This window comes from Kyrpidia tusciae DSM 2912 (assembly GCF_000092905.1).
In the GTDB taxonomy this organism is placed as follows: domain Bacteria; phylum Bacillota; class Bacilli; order Kyrpidiales; family Kyrpidiaceae; genus Kyrpidia; species Kyrpidia tusciae.
On the sequence record NC_014098.1, the window covers coordinates 1,533,591 to 1,548,682 of the forward strand.

The window sequence follows — 15,092 nt, forward strand, 5'->3', positions numbered from 1 at the left end:
ATCAGGCCGGTGGTGCCCGAAGGGGCCCCGGTCGGGGATGAAGTGTGCGGAGGTGCAAAACCAACTGAGGAGGATCAAGTCATGGCCATTATTTCGATGAAGCAGCTTTTAGAGGCCGGGGTCCATTTTGGCCACCAAACCCGCCGGTGGAACCCGAAGATGCAAAAGTACATTTTCACGGAGCGCAACGGGATTTATATCATCGATCTGCAGAAGACAGTGAAAAAGGTCGAAGAGGCTTATCAATTCGTTCGCTCCCTTGCTGAGGAAGGCAAGACCCTGCTTTTTGTGGGAACGAAAAAACAGGCCCAGGATTCGGTGCGCGAAGAAGCGGAACGATGTGGGATGTTTTATGTCAATCAGCGTTGGTTGGGAGGTACGCTGACCAATTTTCAAACGATACGCCGGCGGATTGACCGCCTGCACGAGTTGGAGCGGATGGAGGAAGACGGCACTTTTGAGGTGTTGCCAAAAAAAGAGGTTAACCTTTTAAGAAAAGAAAAGGAGCGCCTGGAGAAGTTTTTGGGCGGGATCAAAGGGATGAAAGATCTGCCCGGAGCTCTGTTCGTCATCGACCCCCGGAAAGAGCGGATTGCCGTGGCGGAGGCGCGCAAACTCGGGATTCCGATCGTCGCCATCGTGGACACGAACTGCGATCCCGACGAAATTGACTACGTCATCCCAGGCAACGATGATGCCATCCGGGCGGTGAAACTGCTTACCGCGAAGATGGCGGACGCCGTCCTGGAGGGGAGCCAAGGCGAACAGACCGCGTGATCACAGAGTTCCGAGGGTGGTTGAAGAGGGCCGCCCGCCCCCGTCCACCCTTTTTTTTGTGATAATTTCCGATGAACTCGTAAGGAGGAGTGGGATCGTGGCGATTACTGCCGCACAGGTGAAAGAATTGAGGGATCGAACCGGCGCCGGGATGATGGACTGTAAAAGGGCGCTCACCGACGCCGAAGGGGACATGGATAAGGCCATTCAACTGTTGCGGGAGAGAGGACTGGCGGCCGCCGCGAAAAAGGCCGGTCGGGTGGCAACGGAGGGGTTGGTGGAAGCGTATATTCACGGAGGAGGGCGCATCGGCGTCCTTGTCGAGGTGAACTGCGAAACGGACTTCGTCGCCAACACCGATGAATTCCGGGGCCTGGTCAAAGACATCGCGATGCAAGTGGCTGCGGCCCGTCCGGAATACGTCCGGCGGGACGAGGTTCCCGCCGAGGTGATTGAAAAGGAGAAGTCCATTTACCGCGCCCAGGCCGAGGCGGAAGGAAAGTCGGCGGCCATCGTGGAACGCATGGTGGAGGGGCGGTTGGAGAAGTTTTTCAAAGAAGCTTGCCTGTTGGAACAACCTTTTATCAAAAATCCCGATATCACGGTTGAACAATTGGTGAAAGAAAAGATCTCGAAGATCGGGGAGAACATTTCGGTGCGCCGATTCGCCCGTTTTGAACTGGGCGAGGGCTTGGAGAAAAAAGAAGAAAACTTTGCCGAAGAGGTCATGGCTCAGGTCAAACGGTGAGGGGCGCCCGACCGCTGGCCGGGGGGGTGCAACCGATAAGTCGGGGTCGAGGTCTGATGAGACAGACGGTGGTCGGGGGGTTGGCGGAAGGTGCAGCCGAAATACGCGCGGGTGGTCCTGAAGCTCAGCGGCGAAGCCCTTGCCGGGGACACGGGTTACGGCATCGATGGGGCTGTCCTGGCTTCTGTGGCCAGGCAGGTGCGGGAGATTGTGGAACTCGGAGTCCAGGTGGCCGTGGTGGTGGGAGGGGGAAACATATGGCGGGGCGTGTCCGGCACCGCCCAGGGAATGGACCGCGCCACCGCCGACTACATGGGCATGCTGGCCACAGTGTTGAATGCCCTGGCTTTGCAGGATGCGCTGGAAAAGATCGGGGTGGACACCCGGGTACAGACGTCCATTGAGATGCGGCAGGTGGCGGAACCGTACATCCGACGCCGGGCGATTCGGCATCTGGAAAAGGGTCGGGTTGTGATTTTTGCCGGCGGCACGGGGAATCCGTATTTCTCCACCGACACCACAGCGGCGCTGCGGGCGGCGGAGATCGAGGCAGACGTGATTCTCATGGCGAAAAACCGGGTGGATGGCGTGTATGACGCCGATCCGGCGAAAAACCCCGGGGCGAAAAAATTTGCAACCCTCAGCTTTCTTGACGTCTTGAACCGGGGGTTGGCGGTGATGGACTCCACCGCCACGTCCCTCTGCATGGATAACGACATTCCGATCATCGTCTTCGCCATCACCGAGGATGGCAATATCCGACGGGCTGTGCTCGGCGAGCCGATCGGAACCACGGTTTGGAGGGAACAGCGGTGAGCGACCTGATGAAACAGGCCGAGGAACGGATGAATAAATCACTTCAAGCGCTGAAAAAAGAATTTGCTTCTGTCAGGGCGGGAAGGGCGACGCCGGGGCTGTTGGATAAGGTCACCGTCGAATATTACGGAACCTCCATGCCGATTCATCAATTGGCGAGCATCACCGCCCCGGAACCCCGACTGCTGGTGATCCAGCCCTGGGACAAGGGTGCCCTCGCCGAGATCGAAAAAGCTATTTTGAAATCGGATTTGGGACTGACGCCCACCAACGACGGGCAAGTGATCCGTTTGGCTATTCCCCAGCTCACCCAAGAAAGGCGGCAAGAATTGGCCAGGATGGTGCGCAAACTCGCCGAGGAATCCCGGGTGGCCATTCGCAATATCCGGAGGGAAGCCAACGACGAGATCAGGAAAAGCGAGAAAGACGGCTCGGTCTCTGAGGATGAGGGCCGGAGACTGCAGGAGCGGATTCAGGGGTTAACCGATCGGTTCATTGAGGAGATCGACCGTCTGTTGGCCGCCAAGGAAAAGGAAATCACTGAAGTCTGACGGAAAGACGTCCGACGAAAGGCGTGGGGTGGATGAATCCGAGATGGGGAATGCGAAAGGGTCAACCCGTATCCTCTCTGCACGTGAATCCAGTCAATCTTCCCCGCCACGTGGCCATTATCATGGATGGCAACGGGCGGTGGGCGCACCGGCGGGGATTGCCCAGGGTCGCGGGGCACCGCGCGGGGATGAAGGCTGTGAAAGAGGTCACCCGAGCAGCGGATGAGATCGGGATCCAAGTGTTGACCCTTTACGCGTTCTCGACGGAGAATTGGAAACGGCCTCCTGAAGAAGTGGATTACCTCATGCGACTGCCCCAAGAGTTTCTGGATCGGGAGTTGCAAGAGTTAGACGAACACGGGGTACGGGTCCGCCTCATCGGGGAGACGGATGGTCTTCCGCCTCACACCCTGCGGGCGGTGGAGGCGGCCATGGGACGCACTCGGAACAATACGGGTCTCATTCTGAATTTCGCGCTCAACTACGGGGCTCGGGCTGAGTTGGTGAATGCCGTTCGGTCGATCGCCCGCCGGGTTCAGGACGGGGAACTTGGTCCCGAGGACGTGGACGAAGCCACGATTTCCGCTGCTCTGCAAACGCGGGACCTGCCAGATCCCGATCTGTTGATTCGCACCAGCGGAGAACTCAGGATCAGCAATTTTCTATTGTGGCAAATCGCTTATTCCGAACTGTGGTTCACCGAGGTGCTGTGGCCGGATTTCACCCGAGAGCATCTGTTCGAAGCCGTCCGAGCTTATCAATCCCGAAAGCGCCGGTTTGGCGGGGTGGGCAGTCTCCCGCCTTCAGATGTGCACAGCGGACAATAAGGAGTGCGGGAGGGTGCTGCGACAGCGTGTTATCACGGCGGTGATCGGCGGCTGCGGATTTTTCGCGATTTTGTATCTCGGTGGGCCTTGGATCGTCGTATTTATCGGCATCGTGGCCGCTTTGTCCTTCGGGGAGTGGGTTCGCCTGAAAGGGGTGCCCCTATGGTCCCTCCCCGCCGTCTTGGGCTTTGTTGCGCTGGAGGGCATTTTTTTCTTAACCGGCAGCGAAGGGGGACTGCTGCAGTGGGTTTGGCCGGGAAGTGTCGGGTTTGATCTCGACGAGGCGGTATGGGTGGTGGTGGTCCTCTTTGTTCTGATTCCGGTATTGATCCGGAACGAACAAACGGTATTAGATACTGCGTTTATTCTCCTCGGTGTATTGTATCTGGGGATCTTTTTTAGGGATTTTACGTGGCTCCGCCTGTCCGGGGAACACGGGCTGGCGGTGTGTACCCTTGTGCTGTTATCCGTTTGGGCCACAGACAGCGCCGCCTATTTTGTGGGCAGACGCGTGAAGGGACCGAAGCTCGCTCCGATCCTCAGCCCCAATAAAACCTTGAGTGGGAGCGCAGCGGGGATTTTAATTTCTCCGGTGCCCGCGCTGGTGTTTTTCGCCGCCGACATCCGGCCCTATTCCTTGCCGGGCATGGTGGTCCTTGGGATGGTGGCCTCTTTGGCCGGTCAGGTGGGGGATCTGGCGGAGTCCGCGGTGAAGAGGGCATTCGGCGCCAAAGATTCCGGAAACCTGCTCCCCGGCCATGGCGGTGTGCTGGACCGGTTCGACAGTTTGTTGCTGGCGGGTTCGGTGGCTTATCATCTTCTGGGGTATTTGCGTTAACACCGGGCGGGGCCATTGCCTCAACGGGTGCACGATGATCATGACCGGGATCCCGGATGGGAGGCCGGTTTTTTTGTCGTGATTTTTGTCGTAATTTTTGCCGCTTCCCCATGGTGGAGCCGGGGAAACGGCTGTGTTACACTGTAGAGTACAGGCGGATCAGAATGACTTGCCAACCGACCTGTCGTTGGGGTGAAGGAATGAGCAAAGGCGTAGCGATACTTGGATCGACGGGTTCTATCGGTCGCAATACGCTTCGGGTCATAGCTGCCCAACCGGACCGCTTTACAATCAAAGCCTTGGGGGCTGGGCGGAACGTGGATCGATTGGTGGACCAGGTGCACCGGTTTCATCCGGAGTTGGTGGCCGTGACGGATGCGCGAACCGCCGAGGAAGTCAAAGCGAGGGTTCCGGCCGGGGTGAAGGTGTATTGGGGAGAAGAAGGGCTAACCTCCGTCGCCACCCATCCCGGGGCCCAGATCGTGGTATCCGCTTTGGTGGGATTTGTGGGGTTGGTCCCCACCTTGCGGGCGATTCGGCAAGGCAAACGTATCGCCCTGGCCAACAAGGAAACCTTGGTGGCTGCGGGAGAGTTGGTCATGAATGAAGTTCGCCGCTGGGGCGCCGAGCTCCTGCCGGTGGACAGCGAGCATTCGGCGATTTTTCAGTGTCTGAACGGAGAGAGGACCCCGGAGCCGGCGCGCCTGTGGCTCACCGCGTCCGGGGGCGCCCTCAGGGATTGGACCCGGGGACGGATGGAACGCGCCCAGGTTTCGGACGTTCTTCATCATCCCAACTGGACAATGGGTCATAAAATTACCGTAGATTCGGCTACCCTGATGAATAAAGGCCTGGAGGTCATCGAAGCCCATTGGTTGTTCGGCGTTCCTTACGAGCAGATCGAAGTGGTGATTCACCCCGAGAGCATTGTCCACTCGGCGGTGGAGTTCGTGGATGGTTCCCTGGTGGCCCAGATGGCCATTCCTGACATGCGCATTCCGATCCAGTACGCTCTGTCTTTCCCGGAGAGATGGCCGGGGGCGGTGGAATCCCTGCGTTTAACCGAGATCGGGAGCTTGCATTTTCATCCTCCGGATTGGGATAGATTTCCCTGTCTCAGTTACGCCTATGAAGCGGGGAAAAGCGGGGGCACGATGCCGGCTGTGCTGAACGCCGCAAACGAGGTGGCGGTGGAATGGTTTTTGCGCGGCCGAATCCCGTTTCTCGCCATTGAGGAAACGGTCCGTCGAGTAATGGACATGCACGATCCCGTCCCCCACCCGGATCTCGAAGCGATTGTGCAGGCGGATGCGTGGGCCCGCAAAACCGCCTCCTGTGTGGCGGAAAAGGAAAGGTGGCACGTTGAATGATCGGCGGTGTCCAAACGGCTGTGGCGGCGATCGTGATTTTCCTGTTGCTGGTGGTTTTCCATGAGTTCGGGCACTTCTATGTGGCGAAACTGGTGGGGATTTTTGTTCGGGAGTTCGCCGTGGGCTTCGGACCTAAACTTTTCAGCCGCCGGTGGGGAGAAACGGTCTATTCGTTACGGGCCCTCCCCCTCGGAGGGTTTGTCAATATGGCTGGGGAGGGGCCGGAGGATTACGGTTTGGAATCGGGGAAAACCATCGCCGTGCGCCTCGATGAGGCAGGACAGGTCGAGGATTTTGGCGATCCCCGGGCGGTGGGCCAGGCGGACTTTGTGGGGCGCCTGGTCTCCGGACCGAGCCGTGACGATTACTCTTTGCGCATTGAGGGAGAGGACGGAACCCGGCGATACGCCTTAGGGCCAGGGGCGGTACTTCACACCGAAGGCGGCGCGATTCCCTTGGCTCCCTACGATCGGCAATTCATGGGAAAACCGGTTTGGGCCCGGGCGGCGACGATTTTTGCGGGGCCACTCATGAATTTTGTTTTGGCGGCGGTGATTTTCGCCGTCTACTTCACGATTGCCGGCGTGCCATCGGGGCCGGATGTGGCCAAGGTTCTGCCGGATTCCCCGGCCATTCGGGCGGGCATCCAGCCGGGAGACCACATCGCCGGCGTAAACGGCGAGCCGATCGACTCTTGGGATCAGCTTGTTAAGACCGTGCAGTCCCGGCCCGACCAGCGGGTGGTCCTCGATGTCATCCGGGGCAATCAGCATTTGCAAGTCGCGGTGACTCCGGAGGTCCGCGGCGGGGTCGGGGTGATCGGAATCAGCCCGGTACTGGTCCATAACCCCTTGGCGTCCATTGGGCTCGGGATTAAACAGACCTGGGATATCTCTGTTCAGATTGTGCAGGCCTTCGGCCGAATGATCACCGGGACCCTGGCGCCCGAAGTGGCCGGGCCGGTGGGGATCGTGGCGATGATCGGGGAACAGACCCGGGAGGGCCTGATGAATCTGTTGACCTTGACGGCCCTGTTGAGCATTAACTTGGGGATCATCAACTTGTTGCCCATTCCCGCCCTTGATGGCAGCCGATTGGTGTTTCTGTTGGTCGAAACGGTGCGGGGCCGGCCGGTGGACCCCCAAAAGGAGAGCATGGTGCATCTGGTCGGGTTTGCCCTGTTGATGGTCATCGTGGTCCTGGTGACGTACAAAGATGTGACGCGACTGTTTTAGGGTCGGGGGGCATCGGAGAAGAGGGGAGACAGCATGGTGAGAAGGGAACACACCCGCCCGGTGCGGGTGCGGGACGTCCAGATCGGCGGAAGCGACCGGGTGGTCATCCAGTCGATGACCACCACGGACACCCGGGATGTCCAAGGAACTCTGGATCAGATCCTGAGGCTGGAGGAAGCCGGCTGCCAAATCGTGCGCCTCGCCGTGCCCGACATGCGGGCCGCCGAGGCGCTCGGGGAGATCCGCAAGGGAACGGATATGCCCCTGGTGGCAGACATTCATTTTGACTGGCGCCTGGCGCTTACGGCGATTCGGAACGGCGTGGACAAGGTTCGCATCAATCCCGGGAATATCGGCTCGGCGGACAAAGTCCGGGAAGTGGTCCGGGCGGCCAAGGACCGGGGAATCCCCATTCGAATCGGTGTCAATTCCGGATCTGTGGAGCGCCATCTCCTCGAAAAGTACGGCTATCCCAGTGCCGAGGCCATGGTGGAAAGCGCCCTGGGTCACGTGCGGATCCTGGAGGAGCACGGATTTTACGACATTGTGATTTCGCTCAAATCCACCGATGTGCCCACGGCGATCCGGGCCTATGAGATCATGGCCGAGCGGGTGGAGTATCCGTTGCATGTCGGGATTACTGAAGCGGGCACCGTTTTCGCCGGAAGCATCAAATCCGCGGTGGGCATCGGTGCGGTTCTCGCCAAGGGCATCGGCGATACTCTCCGAGTTTCCCTCACCGGAGATCCGGTGGAAGAGGTGAGGGTGGCCAAAGAAATTTTAAAATCCCTCGGGATTGCGGCGGACAGCCCGGTCATCGTGTCTTGTCCTACCTGCGGGCGTTGCGCCATCGACTTGATCGGGATCGCGAACCGGGTCGAAGGGGAAATCGCGGACCTGAAGGTGCCGCTGAAAGTGGCGGTGATGGGATGCGCGGTGAACGGCCCGGGCGAGGCCCGGGAGGCGGACATCGGAATTGCGGGCGGCCGGGGCGAAGGACTCTTGTTCAAAAAAGGGGAGGTCGTCCGGAAGGTTGCAGAAGATCAGATCGTGGACGTCCTGCTGGCAGAGATCCGGGAAATGGCCGCCCGGAAAGAGCAGGATCGGAGGTAAAGGAAAGATGGAGGTCGTTCGATGAGACAAAGTCACTTTTTTGTTCAAACTTTAAGGGAGGTGCCGGCCGAGGCCGAGGTGCCCAGTCACCGGCTGATGCTCCGGGCGGGGATGATTCGCCAGGTGGTGTCCGGCGTCTATTCATACCTTCCCCTCGGGTACCGCGTCTTGCGCAAAATCGAAGCCATCGTCCGGGAGGAGATGGACCGGGCGGGGGCACAGGAAGTTCTGCTCCCCGCGGTCCAACCCGCCTCCTTGTGGCAAGAGTCCGGTCGCTGGGACGATTACGGGAAGGAGTTACTCCGCTTCGAGGACAGGCACCAACGGATGTTGGTACTGGGACCGACCCATGAAGAGGTCATCACCGATTTGGTGCGCACGGAGGTCCGGTCCTACCGCCAATTGCCCATGACCTTGTATCAGATTCAAACCAAATTTAGAGACGAAGTTCGTCCCCGGTTCGGGGTGATGCGGGCCCGGGAGTTTATCATGAAAGATGCTTATTCCTTCGATGTCGACGAAGAAGGTCTGGATCGGAGCTATCGGGCGATGTATCAGGCCTATGAGCAGATTTTCCGCCGCTGTGGCCTGGAATTCCGCGTCGTACAAGCCGATCCCGGGGCGATTGGCGGAGAAGGGGGAAGCCACGAATTCATGGTGCTCTCCGAGGTGGGGGAGGACACGATCCTCGTCTGCCCGGCCTGCGATTACGCGGCCAACGTGGAGCTGGCATCGGGAAAGGTGGCCGGCGAAGACGGGCGAAGGTCAGTGTCCGAAAAGGAGCGGTTTCTCACCCCCGGCGCCAAGACGATCGAAGAACTTCGGGACAGATATGGCCTCGACCCGGAGACCATCATTAAAGTCCTGGTCTATCGGGCAGACGACCGCCCTGTAGCGGTGGCGATTCGGGGCAACGACGAGGTCAACGAGGTGAAATTGAAGCGGCTTCTCGGGGCCCGGCGCGTGGAATTGGCCGACGAGGAGACAGTGAGGGCGCTCACCGGAACCGGGTTCGGGAGCGTCGGGCCGATGAATTTGAACATGCCTTTGGTGGTGGATGATGCCGTGGCGTCGATGCCCGAAGGGGTCGCTGGGGGCAATGAGCCGGATGTCCATTATCGCCACGTGGTTCCCGGTCGAGACTTCAACTGGGATAGCCGGGGAGACATCCGGACGGCCCGGGCGGGGGACAGATGTGTACGGTGCGGGGCGCCCTTAGAAGAATACCGGGGAATTGAAGTGGGTCACGTGTTTAAACTGGGCACCAAGTACAGCGAAGCCCTGTCCGCCTCGTTTCTCGATGAACGAGGTGTTCAGCGCCCGGTGATCATGGGTTGTTACGGGATCGGCGTGTCCCGGCTGATCGCCGCTGCGGTGGAGCAGCACCACGACGACAAAGGGATCATGTGGCCGATGCCTATCGCACCTTTTCACGTTCACGTGCTTCCGGTGAATCTCAAGGATGCGGCCCAGCGGGATGCGGCCGAACAGCTGTGCACCCGTTTGGAAGATGCCGGTATCGAAGTCCTGTTGGACGACCGGGATGAGCGGCCCGGTGTCAAGTTTAATGATGCCGATCTGATGGGGATACCGATTCAACTCATCGTCGGAAAGCGAATCTCCGAAGGACTGGTGGAGATGAAACGGCGCAAGACTGGCGAAGTCACCTTATTGTCTCCGGACGAGGCCGTGCGGGCGGCGGTAGAGGCCGTTCGCAGCGTATGAGCGAACGCCGCGGGCCGGTGAAAACCTCCGAAGGGGGAGTCCGGGATGTTGAGTTTAATCATTCCGGCCTACAACGAGGAAGAGCGCATCGGCCAAGTTTTGGACGCGGTGATCGCCGCTGGGGTGTTCGATCAGGTCATTGTCGTCGATGACGGGTCGACGGACCGGACCGCTGAAGTGGCCACTGCGCACCGGGTGGAGGTTGTGCGCCTTCCTACGAATCGAGGGAAGGGCGCAGCGGTGGCAGCGGGGCTGTCCAGGGCCCAGGGCGAGGTGATCGGGTTTCTCGATGCCGACCTGGTGGGACTACGCCCGGAACACATCCGAGCTTTGGTCTTGCCTGTGATCGAGGGACAGGCGGACATGACGATCGGACTGTTCGGCGGCGGACGCCTGAGCACCGATCTGGCCCAGAAGTTGACCCCCATTCTGACTGGCCAACGGGTTGTGCACCGCCGCTGGCTTCCCCCGGCAGATTTTTCTATGGCGCGATACGGGATTGAAGTGTTATTACATAAACATGTCAAGGACTCCGGAGGCCGAATCGTGGAGGTATCCTTAGACGAAGTGACGCATCACATGAAAGAGGAGAAGCTGGGTTGGAGAAAAGGGGTCGCAGCGCGACTGCGGATGTACTGGGATATTCTGAAGGTGATGGCGAAATGACGCGTGCGGTATCCTCCTACAGTGCGGATGCGCCGAGGCCCTGGGTGGCACGGATTTTACAATTACGCCCGGAGCTGACGTCCTATATGGGCCAAATCGATGTGGTGCGGATCGCCGTGTCGCCGGAAAGCCTTTCCGGGCGTGTGTACGTCTCCTTGAGCCATCCCCTGCCGCCCGATATGTGGGCAAACCTGGAGGACACGCTGACAAATCTGGCCGCCTCCTGCGGCGGGTGGCGCGTCGAAGTGTGGGCCGAGGTTGCGGACCGGAAGGGCGCCGAAGAGGCGGTGGAAGCTTATTTTCCTGTTTGTGCTCGGGATACGGGGTGTGCCGAAGGGTTATTTGGCCAGATCCGCGGCCTTTATGCGGGCGAGGGGCTGTTGCGCCTTGTGGCGCCCCACGAGATGGTATCGGCCGCCGCACGGCACCGCGGGTTGGGGCAGGCGGTCCAAGCGTGGTACCGCAGGGTGCTGGGCATTTCCATCAACGTGCAGTGGGATGTGGAGGCCGGAGAGTCGTTTCAGGAACTTCGGGAACAATGCCTGGAAGAGGAACGGGCAATGGTGGCCGAGTTGGTGTCGGCCCCGGAAAAGGAAGGGCCCTCTCCCGCTTCCGGAAAAGAAGACCCTGTCCTTCTCGGGAAGTTCGTTTCTGACGACCCGGTGCCCCTTCGCAGCATTACCGAAGAGGTCCGCAGCGTTGTCGCCGAGGGGACGGTCTTTTTCATTGAAACCCGGGAACTTTCCAGCGGGCGGATTTTGTATCATTTTTATCTGACCGACCGCACCGATTCGATCTCGGTGAAAGCTTTCGCCAAACCCGATCAGCGGCAGGCCGGGCTCGACGGGTTGTCAAAAGGGGACTGGGTTCGGGTGCGGGGCTCGGTATCGTACGATACCTTCGCCAAAGAACTCGTCCTGATGGCCCAGGATGTGATGCGCGTTCCTCCCCGCGTTCGCAAGGACCAGAGCGGGGCGAAACGGGTGGAGTTGCACGTGCACACACCCATGAGCGCCCTGGACGGCGTGAGTTCCCCCGGGGATCTGGTACGCCGGGCGGCGGAGTGGGGGCACTCGGCCTTGGCGGTGACCGATCACGGGGTTGCCCAGGCGTTTCCGGACTTCTTTCGGGAAGCCCAGAAGGCGGGGATCAAACCCATCCTGGGGATCGAGGCCTATCTGGTGGATGACGGGTCTTCGGTGGTGTTTGGGGCGGACCACCGACCATTGGAGGATGCGGAGTTCGTCGTGTTCGATACGGAGACCACCGGACTGAACGCCCGGGAACATACCCTGATTGAAATCGCGGCGGTCAAAGTGCGGGGGGGCGAGTTGGTCGATCATTATACCTCGCTCATCGACCCGGGAGTGCCGATTTCGCCGAAGATTCAAGAGTTAACCGGGATCACGAGCGACATGGTGAAAGGTCAGCCCGGGCTGTCAGAAGTTCTTGAAGCGTTCCGGAAGTTTGCGGCCGGGGCGGTCCTTGTGGCCCACAACGCCGAGTTCGACATGGGGTTTTTGCAATCCGCCGCCCGCAAGCTCGGACAACCCCCCTGGGACCATCCGGTGCTGGACACTCTGGCACTGGCCCGGGTGCTGTATCCCCGGGAGCGGAATCACCGCCTGAAGACCTTGACCCAGAAATTCAATGTGGAGTTGGTCAACCACCACCGGGCAGCGGCGGACGCCGAGGCCACGGCGAAAGTGTTCCTGCATCTGTTGCGGGAAGCTGAGGCCCGAGGCGCTCACCATCTGGACGAATGTAACGCTCTGGGGGAAGGCATCGACGTCTCCCACGCCCGGCCGTATCATGCCACGATTCTCGTGAAAAACCCCACTGGCTTGAAAAATTTGTACCGTCTAGTTTCCTTGGCTCATACCCGGTACTTGCATCGCCAGCCTCGGATTCCTCGAACCGAGTGGCTGAATTACCGGGAAGGGCTGATGATGGGGACGGGGTGTTTACGGGGAGAATTGTTTCAGGCGTTGTTGCGGGGGCGGTCGGATGAGGAGCTGCTCGATATCATTCAGCGGTATGATTTTGTCGAAATTCAGCCCCTGGACCAGTACCGCCCCCTGTTGCGGAATGAAGAAATTCGGGATCTGGAAGCCGTCGCCGAATACCACCGCCGGATCTTGGAATTGGCCGATCGGGCCGGCCGGCCGGTGGTGGCCACGGGAGATGTGCACTATTTGGACCCGGAGGATCGAATTTATCGAGATATCCTTCAGGCGGGGTCGAACATGGAAGTGGATGACCCCGATGCGGGGTATCATTTTCGCACCACCGAAGAGATGTTGGCGGCCTTTGGCCATCTGGGGCCGCGGGCCGTTGAAGTGGTGGTGGAGAACGCAAATCGAATTGCCGAAGAGATCGAGGTGGTCAAGCCGATCCCAGACGAGTTGTACACCCCGGTTATCGATGGGGCAGAGGAACAAATCCGGTCTCTGGCCTACGAGAAAGCCCGGCGGCTTTACGGCGATCCCCTGCCGGAGTTGGTGAAGGCCCGACTGGAGAAAGAACTGAACAGCATCATCAACCACGGTTACGCGGTGATTTACTTGATCGCCCATAAACTGGTAACACAGTCTTTGAAGGACGGGTATCTGGTGGGATCCCGGGGTTCAGTGGGATCCTCCTTGGTCGCCACCATGACGGATATTACTGAAGTCAATCCCCTGCCGCCTCATTATCTCTGTCCGGCTTGTCATTACAGCGAGTTCGTGACCGCCGGGTCGGTGGGCTCGGGGTTTGATCTCCCGGACCGGGAATGCCCGCGGTGCGGGGAAAAGTTGGGCAAAGATGGCCACGATATTCCCTTTGAAACGTTTATGGGGTTCAAAGGGGATAAGGTCCCGGACATCGATCTAAACTTCTCGGGAGAGTATCAGAGCCGGGCGCACAAGTATACCGAGCATCTGTTTGGTTCCGATCATGTGTTCCGGGCGGGGACGATCTCCACCGTGGCCGAGAAAACGGCTTATGGGTACGTGCGCAAATTCGCCGAGGAACGGGGATTGCAATTGCGAAATGCCGAACTGACGCGGTTGGTTCAGGGGTGTACGGGCATTAAGCGAACCACGGGCCAGCACCCCGGGGGTCTGATGGTGGTGCCGAGCAACAAAGAGATCTTTGATTTTTGTCCGATTCAATTTCCGGCGGATGACAAGACCGCCGGCACCCGGACGACCCATTTCGATTATCATTCCATCCACGATAACCTGTTGAAATTGGATTTGCTCGGCCATGACGATCCCACAGTGATCCGGATGCTTCAAGACCTCACCGGCGTTGCGCCGAAGGAAATTCCGGTGGACGATCCGGATACCATGTCGATTTTCAGTGGCACGGAAGTGCTGGGGGTCACGCCGGAACAGATCCGCAGCACCGTGGGGACTTATGGGATCCCCGAGTTCGGGACAAAATTCGTCCGCCAAATGTTGGAGGACACGAAGCCAAAGACGTTTGCCGAGTTGGTGCGCATCTCGGGATTGTCCCACGGGACGGACGTGTGGCTGAACAACGCCCAAGATCTGATCCGGTCCGGGACGGCTCGGTTGTCGGAAGTGATCTCCACCCGGGATGACATTATGGTTTATCTAATCCAGAAGGGAATGGAACCGGTTCAAGCCTTTCGGATCATGGAGTCGGTCCGCAAAGGAAAGGGGCTCACGCCGGAAGATGAGGCGACGATGAAAGAGCACGGGGTCCCGGATTGGTACATCGCATCTTGTAAAAAGATCAAATATATGTTTCCAAAAGCCCACGCCACCGCCTATGTACTGATGGCCGTGCGGATCGCGTATTTTAAAGTTCACAATCCCCTGGCCTTTTATGCCACATATTTTACCGTCCGGGCGGATGATTTCGATTTACAACTGGTGCTACAGGGGCCCGATGTGGTGCTCCGGCGGATCGAGGCGGTGGAAGCAAAGGGCAGCCAAGCCACGGCCAAGGAGAAGAGTTTGCTCACGGTCCTTGAGGTGGCCCTGGAGATGATGCAACGGGGATTTCGGTTCGGTCCGCTGGATCTGTACCGATCGGATGCCACTCGGTTTGTTCCGGATGGGGAAGGTACACTGATCCCTCCTTTTTCGGCCGTGGCCGGAATCGGGGAGTCGGCGGCCCGGAATGTGGCGGCGGCCCGGGAGGAAGGGGAGTTTCTTTCTGTGCAGGATTTGCAAGAACGGGCTCGTCTGTCCAGACCGGTGGTGGAACTGCTGGAACAGATGGGGTGTCTGAAAGGTCTTCCGCAAACCAATCAATTGTCTTTGTTTTAGAGCCCGGGCCGGACGCCCTTGTCGTCAGCCTTTGGCAGTGCTATAATGGTTTTGCTATGATGTGGATACCATCGGTCACGCAAGAGTGGGGCAACCCACTCTTTCGATTTGTTGGGGACGGTCAGCGATAGACCACCCAACGG

Annotated in this window: 12 protein-coding genes; all 12 read left to right on the forward strand. The window is 59.2% G+C overall.

Annotated elements, in window-relative coordinates; translation table 11 throughout:
- Window positions 1–81 precede the first annotated feature (81 nt).
- The 12 genes from rpsB (at window position 82) to BTUS_RS07640 (ending at window position 14,949) form a co-directional block, all read left to right on the forward strand.
- Window positions 82–777, forward strand: a complete 696-nt coding sequence (rpsB, locus tag BTUS_RS07585) for a 30S ribosomal protein S2 (RefSeq protein WP_013075526.1) — start codon at window positions 82–84, stop codon at window positions 775–777.
- 97 nt (window positions 778–874) lie between these two features.
- Window positions 875–1,525: a translation elongation factor Ts gene (tsf, locus tag BTUS_RS07590; protein WP_013075527.1), complete on the forward strand. Its 651-nt coding sequence runs from the start codon at window positions 875–877 to the stop codon at window positions 1,523–1,525.
- A gap of 90 nt (window positions 1,526–1,615) precedes the next feature.
- Window positions 1,616–2,341 carry a UMP kinase gene (pyrH, locus tag BTUS_RS07595; RefSeq protein ID WP_013075528.1) on the forward strand — a complete coding sequence of 242 codons (726 nt, stop codon included), beginning with the start codon at window positions 1,616–1,618 and terminating at the stop codon, window positions 2,339–2,341.
- Between the two features lie 8 nt (window positions 2,342–2,349).
- The gene (gene frr / locus BTUS_RS07600; protein WP_041305333.1) at window positions 2,350–2,892 is read left to right on the forward strand and encodes a ribosome recycling factor; all 543 of its coding nucleotides are present in this window, start codon (window positions 2,350–2,352) and stop codon (window positions 2,890–2,892) included.
- Window positions 2,893–2,924: 32 nt separating this feature from the next.
- On the forward strand, window positions 2,925–3,719 hold the full coding sequence (locus BTUS_RS07605; RefSeq protein WP_052300581.1) for an isoprenyl transferase: 795 nt from the start codon (window positions 2,925–2,927) through the stop codon (window positions 3,717–3,719).
- Window positions 3,720–3,732: 13 nt separating this feature from the next.
- Complete coding sequence (locus tag BTUS_RS07610; RefSeq protein WP_013075531.1) at window positions 3,733–4,557, forward strand: phosphatidate cytidylyltransferase; 825 nt, start codon at window positions 3,733–3,735, stop codon at window positions 4,555–4,557.
- A 200-nt stretch (window positions 4,558–4,757) separates the two neighbouring features.
- Window positions 4,758–5,927: a 1-deoxy-D-xylulose-5-phosphate reductoisomerase gene (locus BTUS_RS07615; protein WP_041303920.1), complete on the forward strand. Its 1,170-nt coding sequence runs from the start codon at window positions 4,758–4,760 to the stop codon at window positions 5,925–5,927.
- The gene (gene rseP, locus BTUS_RS07620) at window positions 5,924–7,162 is read left to right on the forward strand and encodes an RIP metalloprotease RseP (RefSeq protein ID WP_013075533.1); all 1,239 of its coding nucleotides are present in this window, start codon (window positions 5,924–5,926) and stop codon (window positions 7,160–7,162) included. Before BTUS_RS07615 ends, rseP begins: the two co-directional genes overlap by 4 nt.
- A gap of 33 nt (window positions 7,163–7,195) precedes the next feature.
- Window positions 7,196–8,275 carry a flavodoxin-dependent (E)-4-hydroxy-3-methylbut-2-enyl-diphosphate synthase gene (gene ispG / locus BTUS_RS07625; RefSeq protein WP_013075534.1) on the forward strand — a complete coding sequence of 360 codons (1,080 nt, stop codon included), beginning with the start codon at window positions 7,196–7,198 and terminating at the stop codon, window positions 8,273–8,275.
- Between the two features lie 21 nt (window positions 8,276–8,296).
- Window positions 8,297–10,000 (forward strand): proline--tRNA ligase, encoded by a 1,704-nt coding sequence (locus tag BTUS_RS07630; RefSeq protein WP_013075535.1) that lies wholly within the window; start codon window positions 8,297–8,299, stop codon window positions 9,998–10,000.
- A gap of 45 nt (window positions 10,001–10,045) precedes the next feature.
- A complete protein-coding gene (locus tag BTUS_RS07635; protein ID WP_013075536.1) occupies window positions 10,046–10,666 on the forward strand; it encodes a glycosyltransferase family 2 protein in 621 nt (206 codons plus the stop codon).
- Window positions 10,663–14,949 (forward strand): PolC-type DNA polymerase III, encoded by a 4,287-nt coding sequence (locus tag BTUS_RS07640; RefSeq protein WP_013075537.1) that lies wholly within the window; start codon window positions 10,663–10,665, stop codon window positions 14,947–14,949. Before BTUS_RS07635 ends, BTUS_RS07640 begins: the two co-directional genes overlap by 4 nt.
- Window positions 14,950–15,092 lie beyond the last annotated feature (143 nt).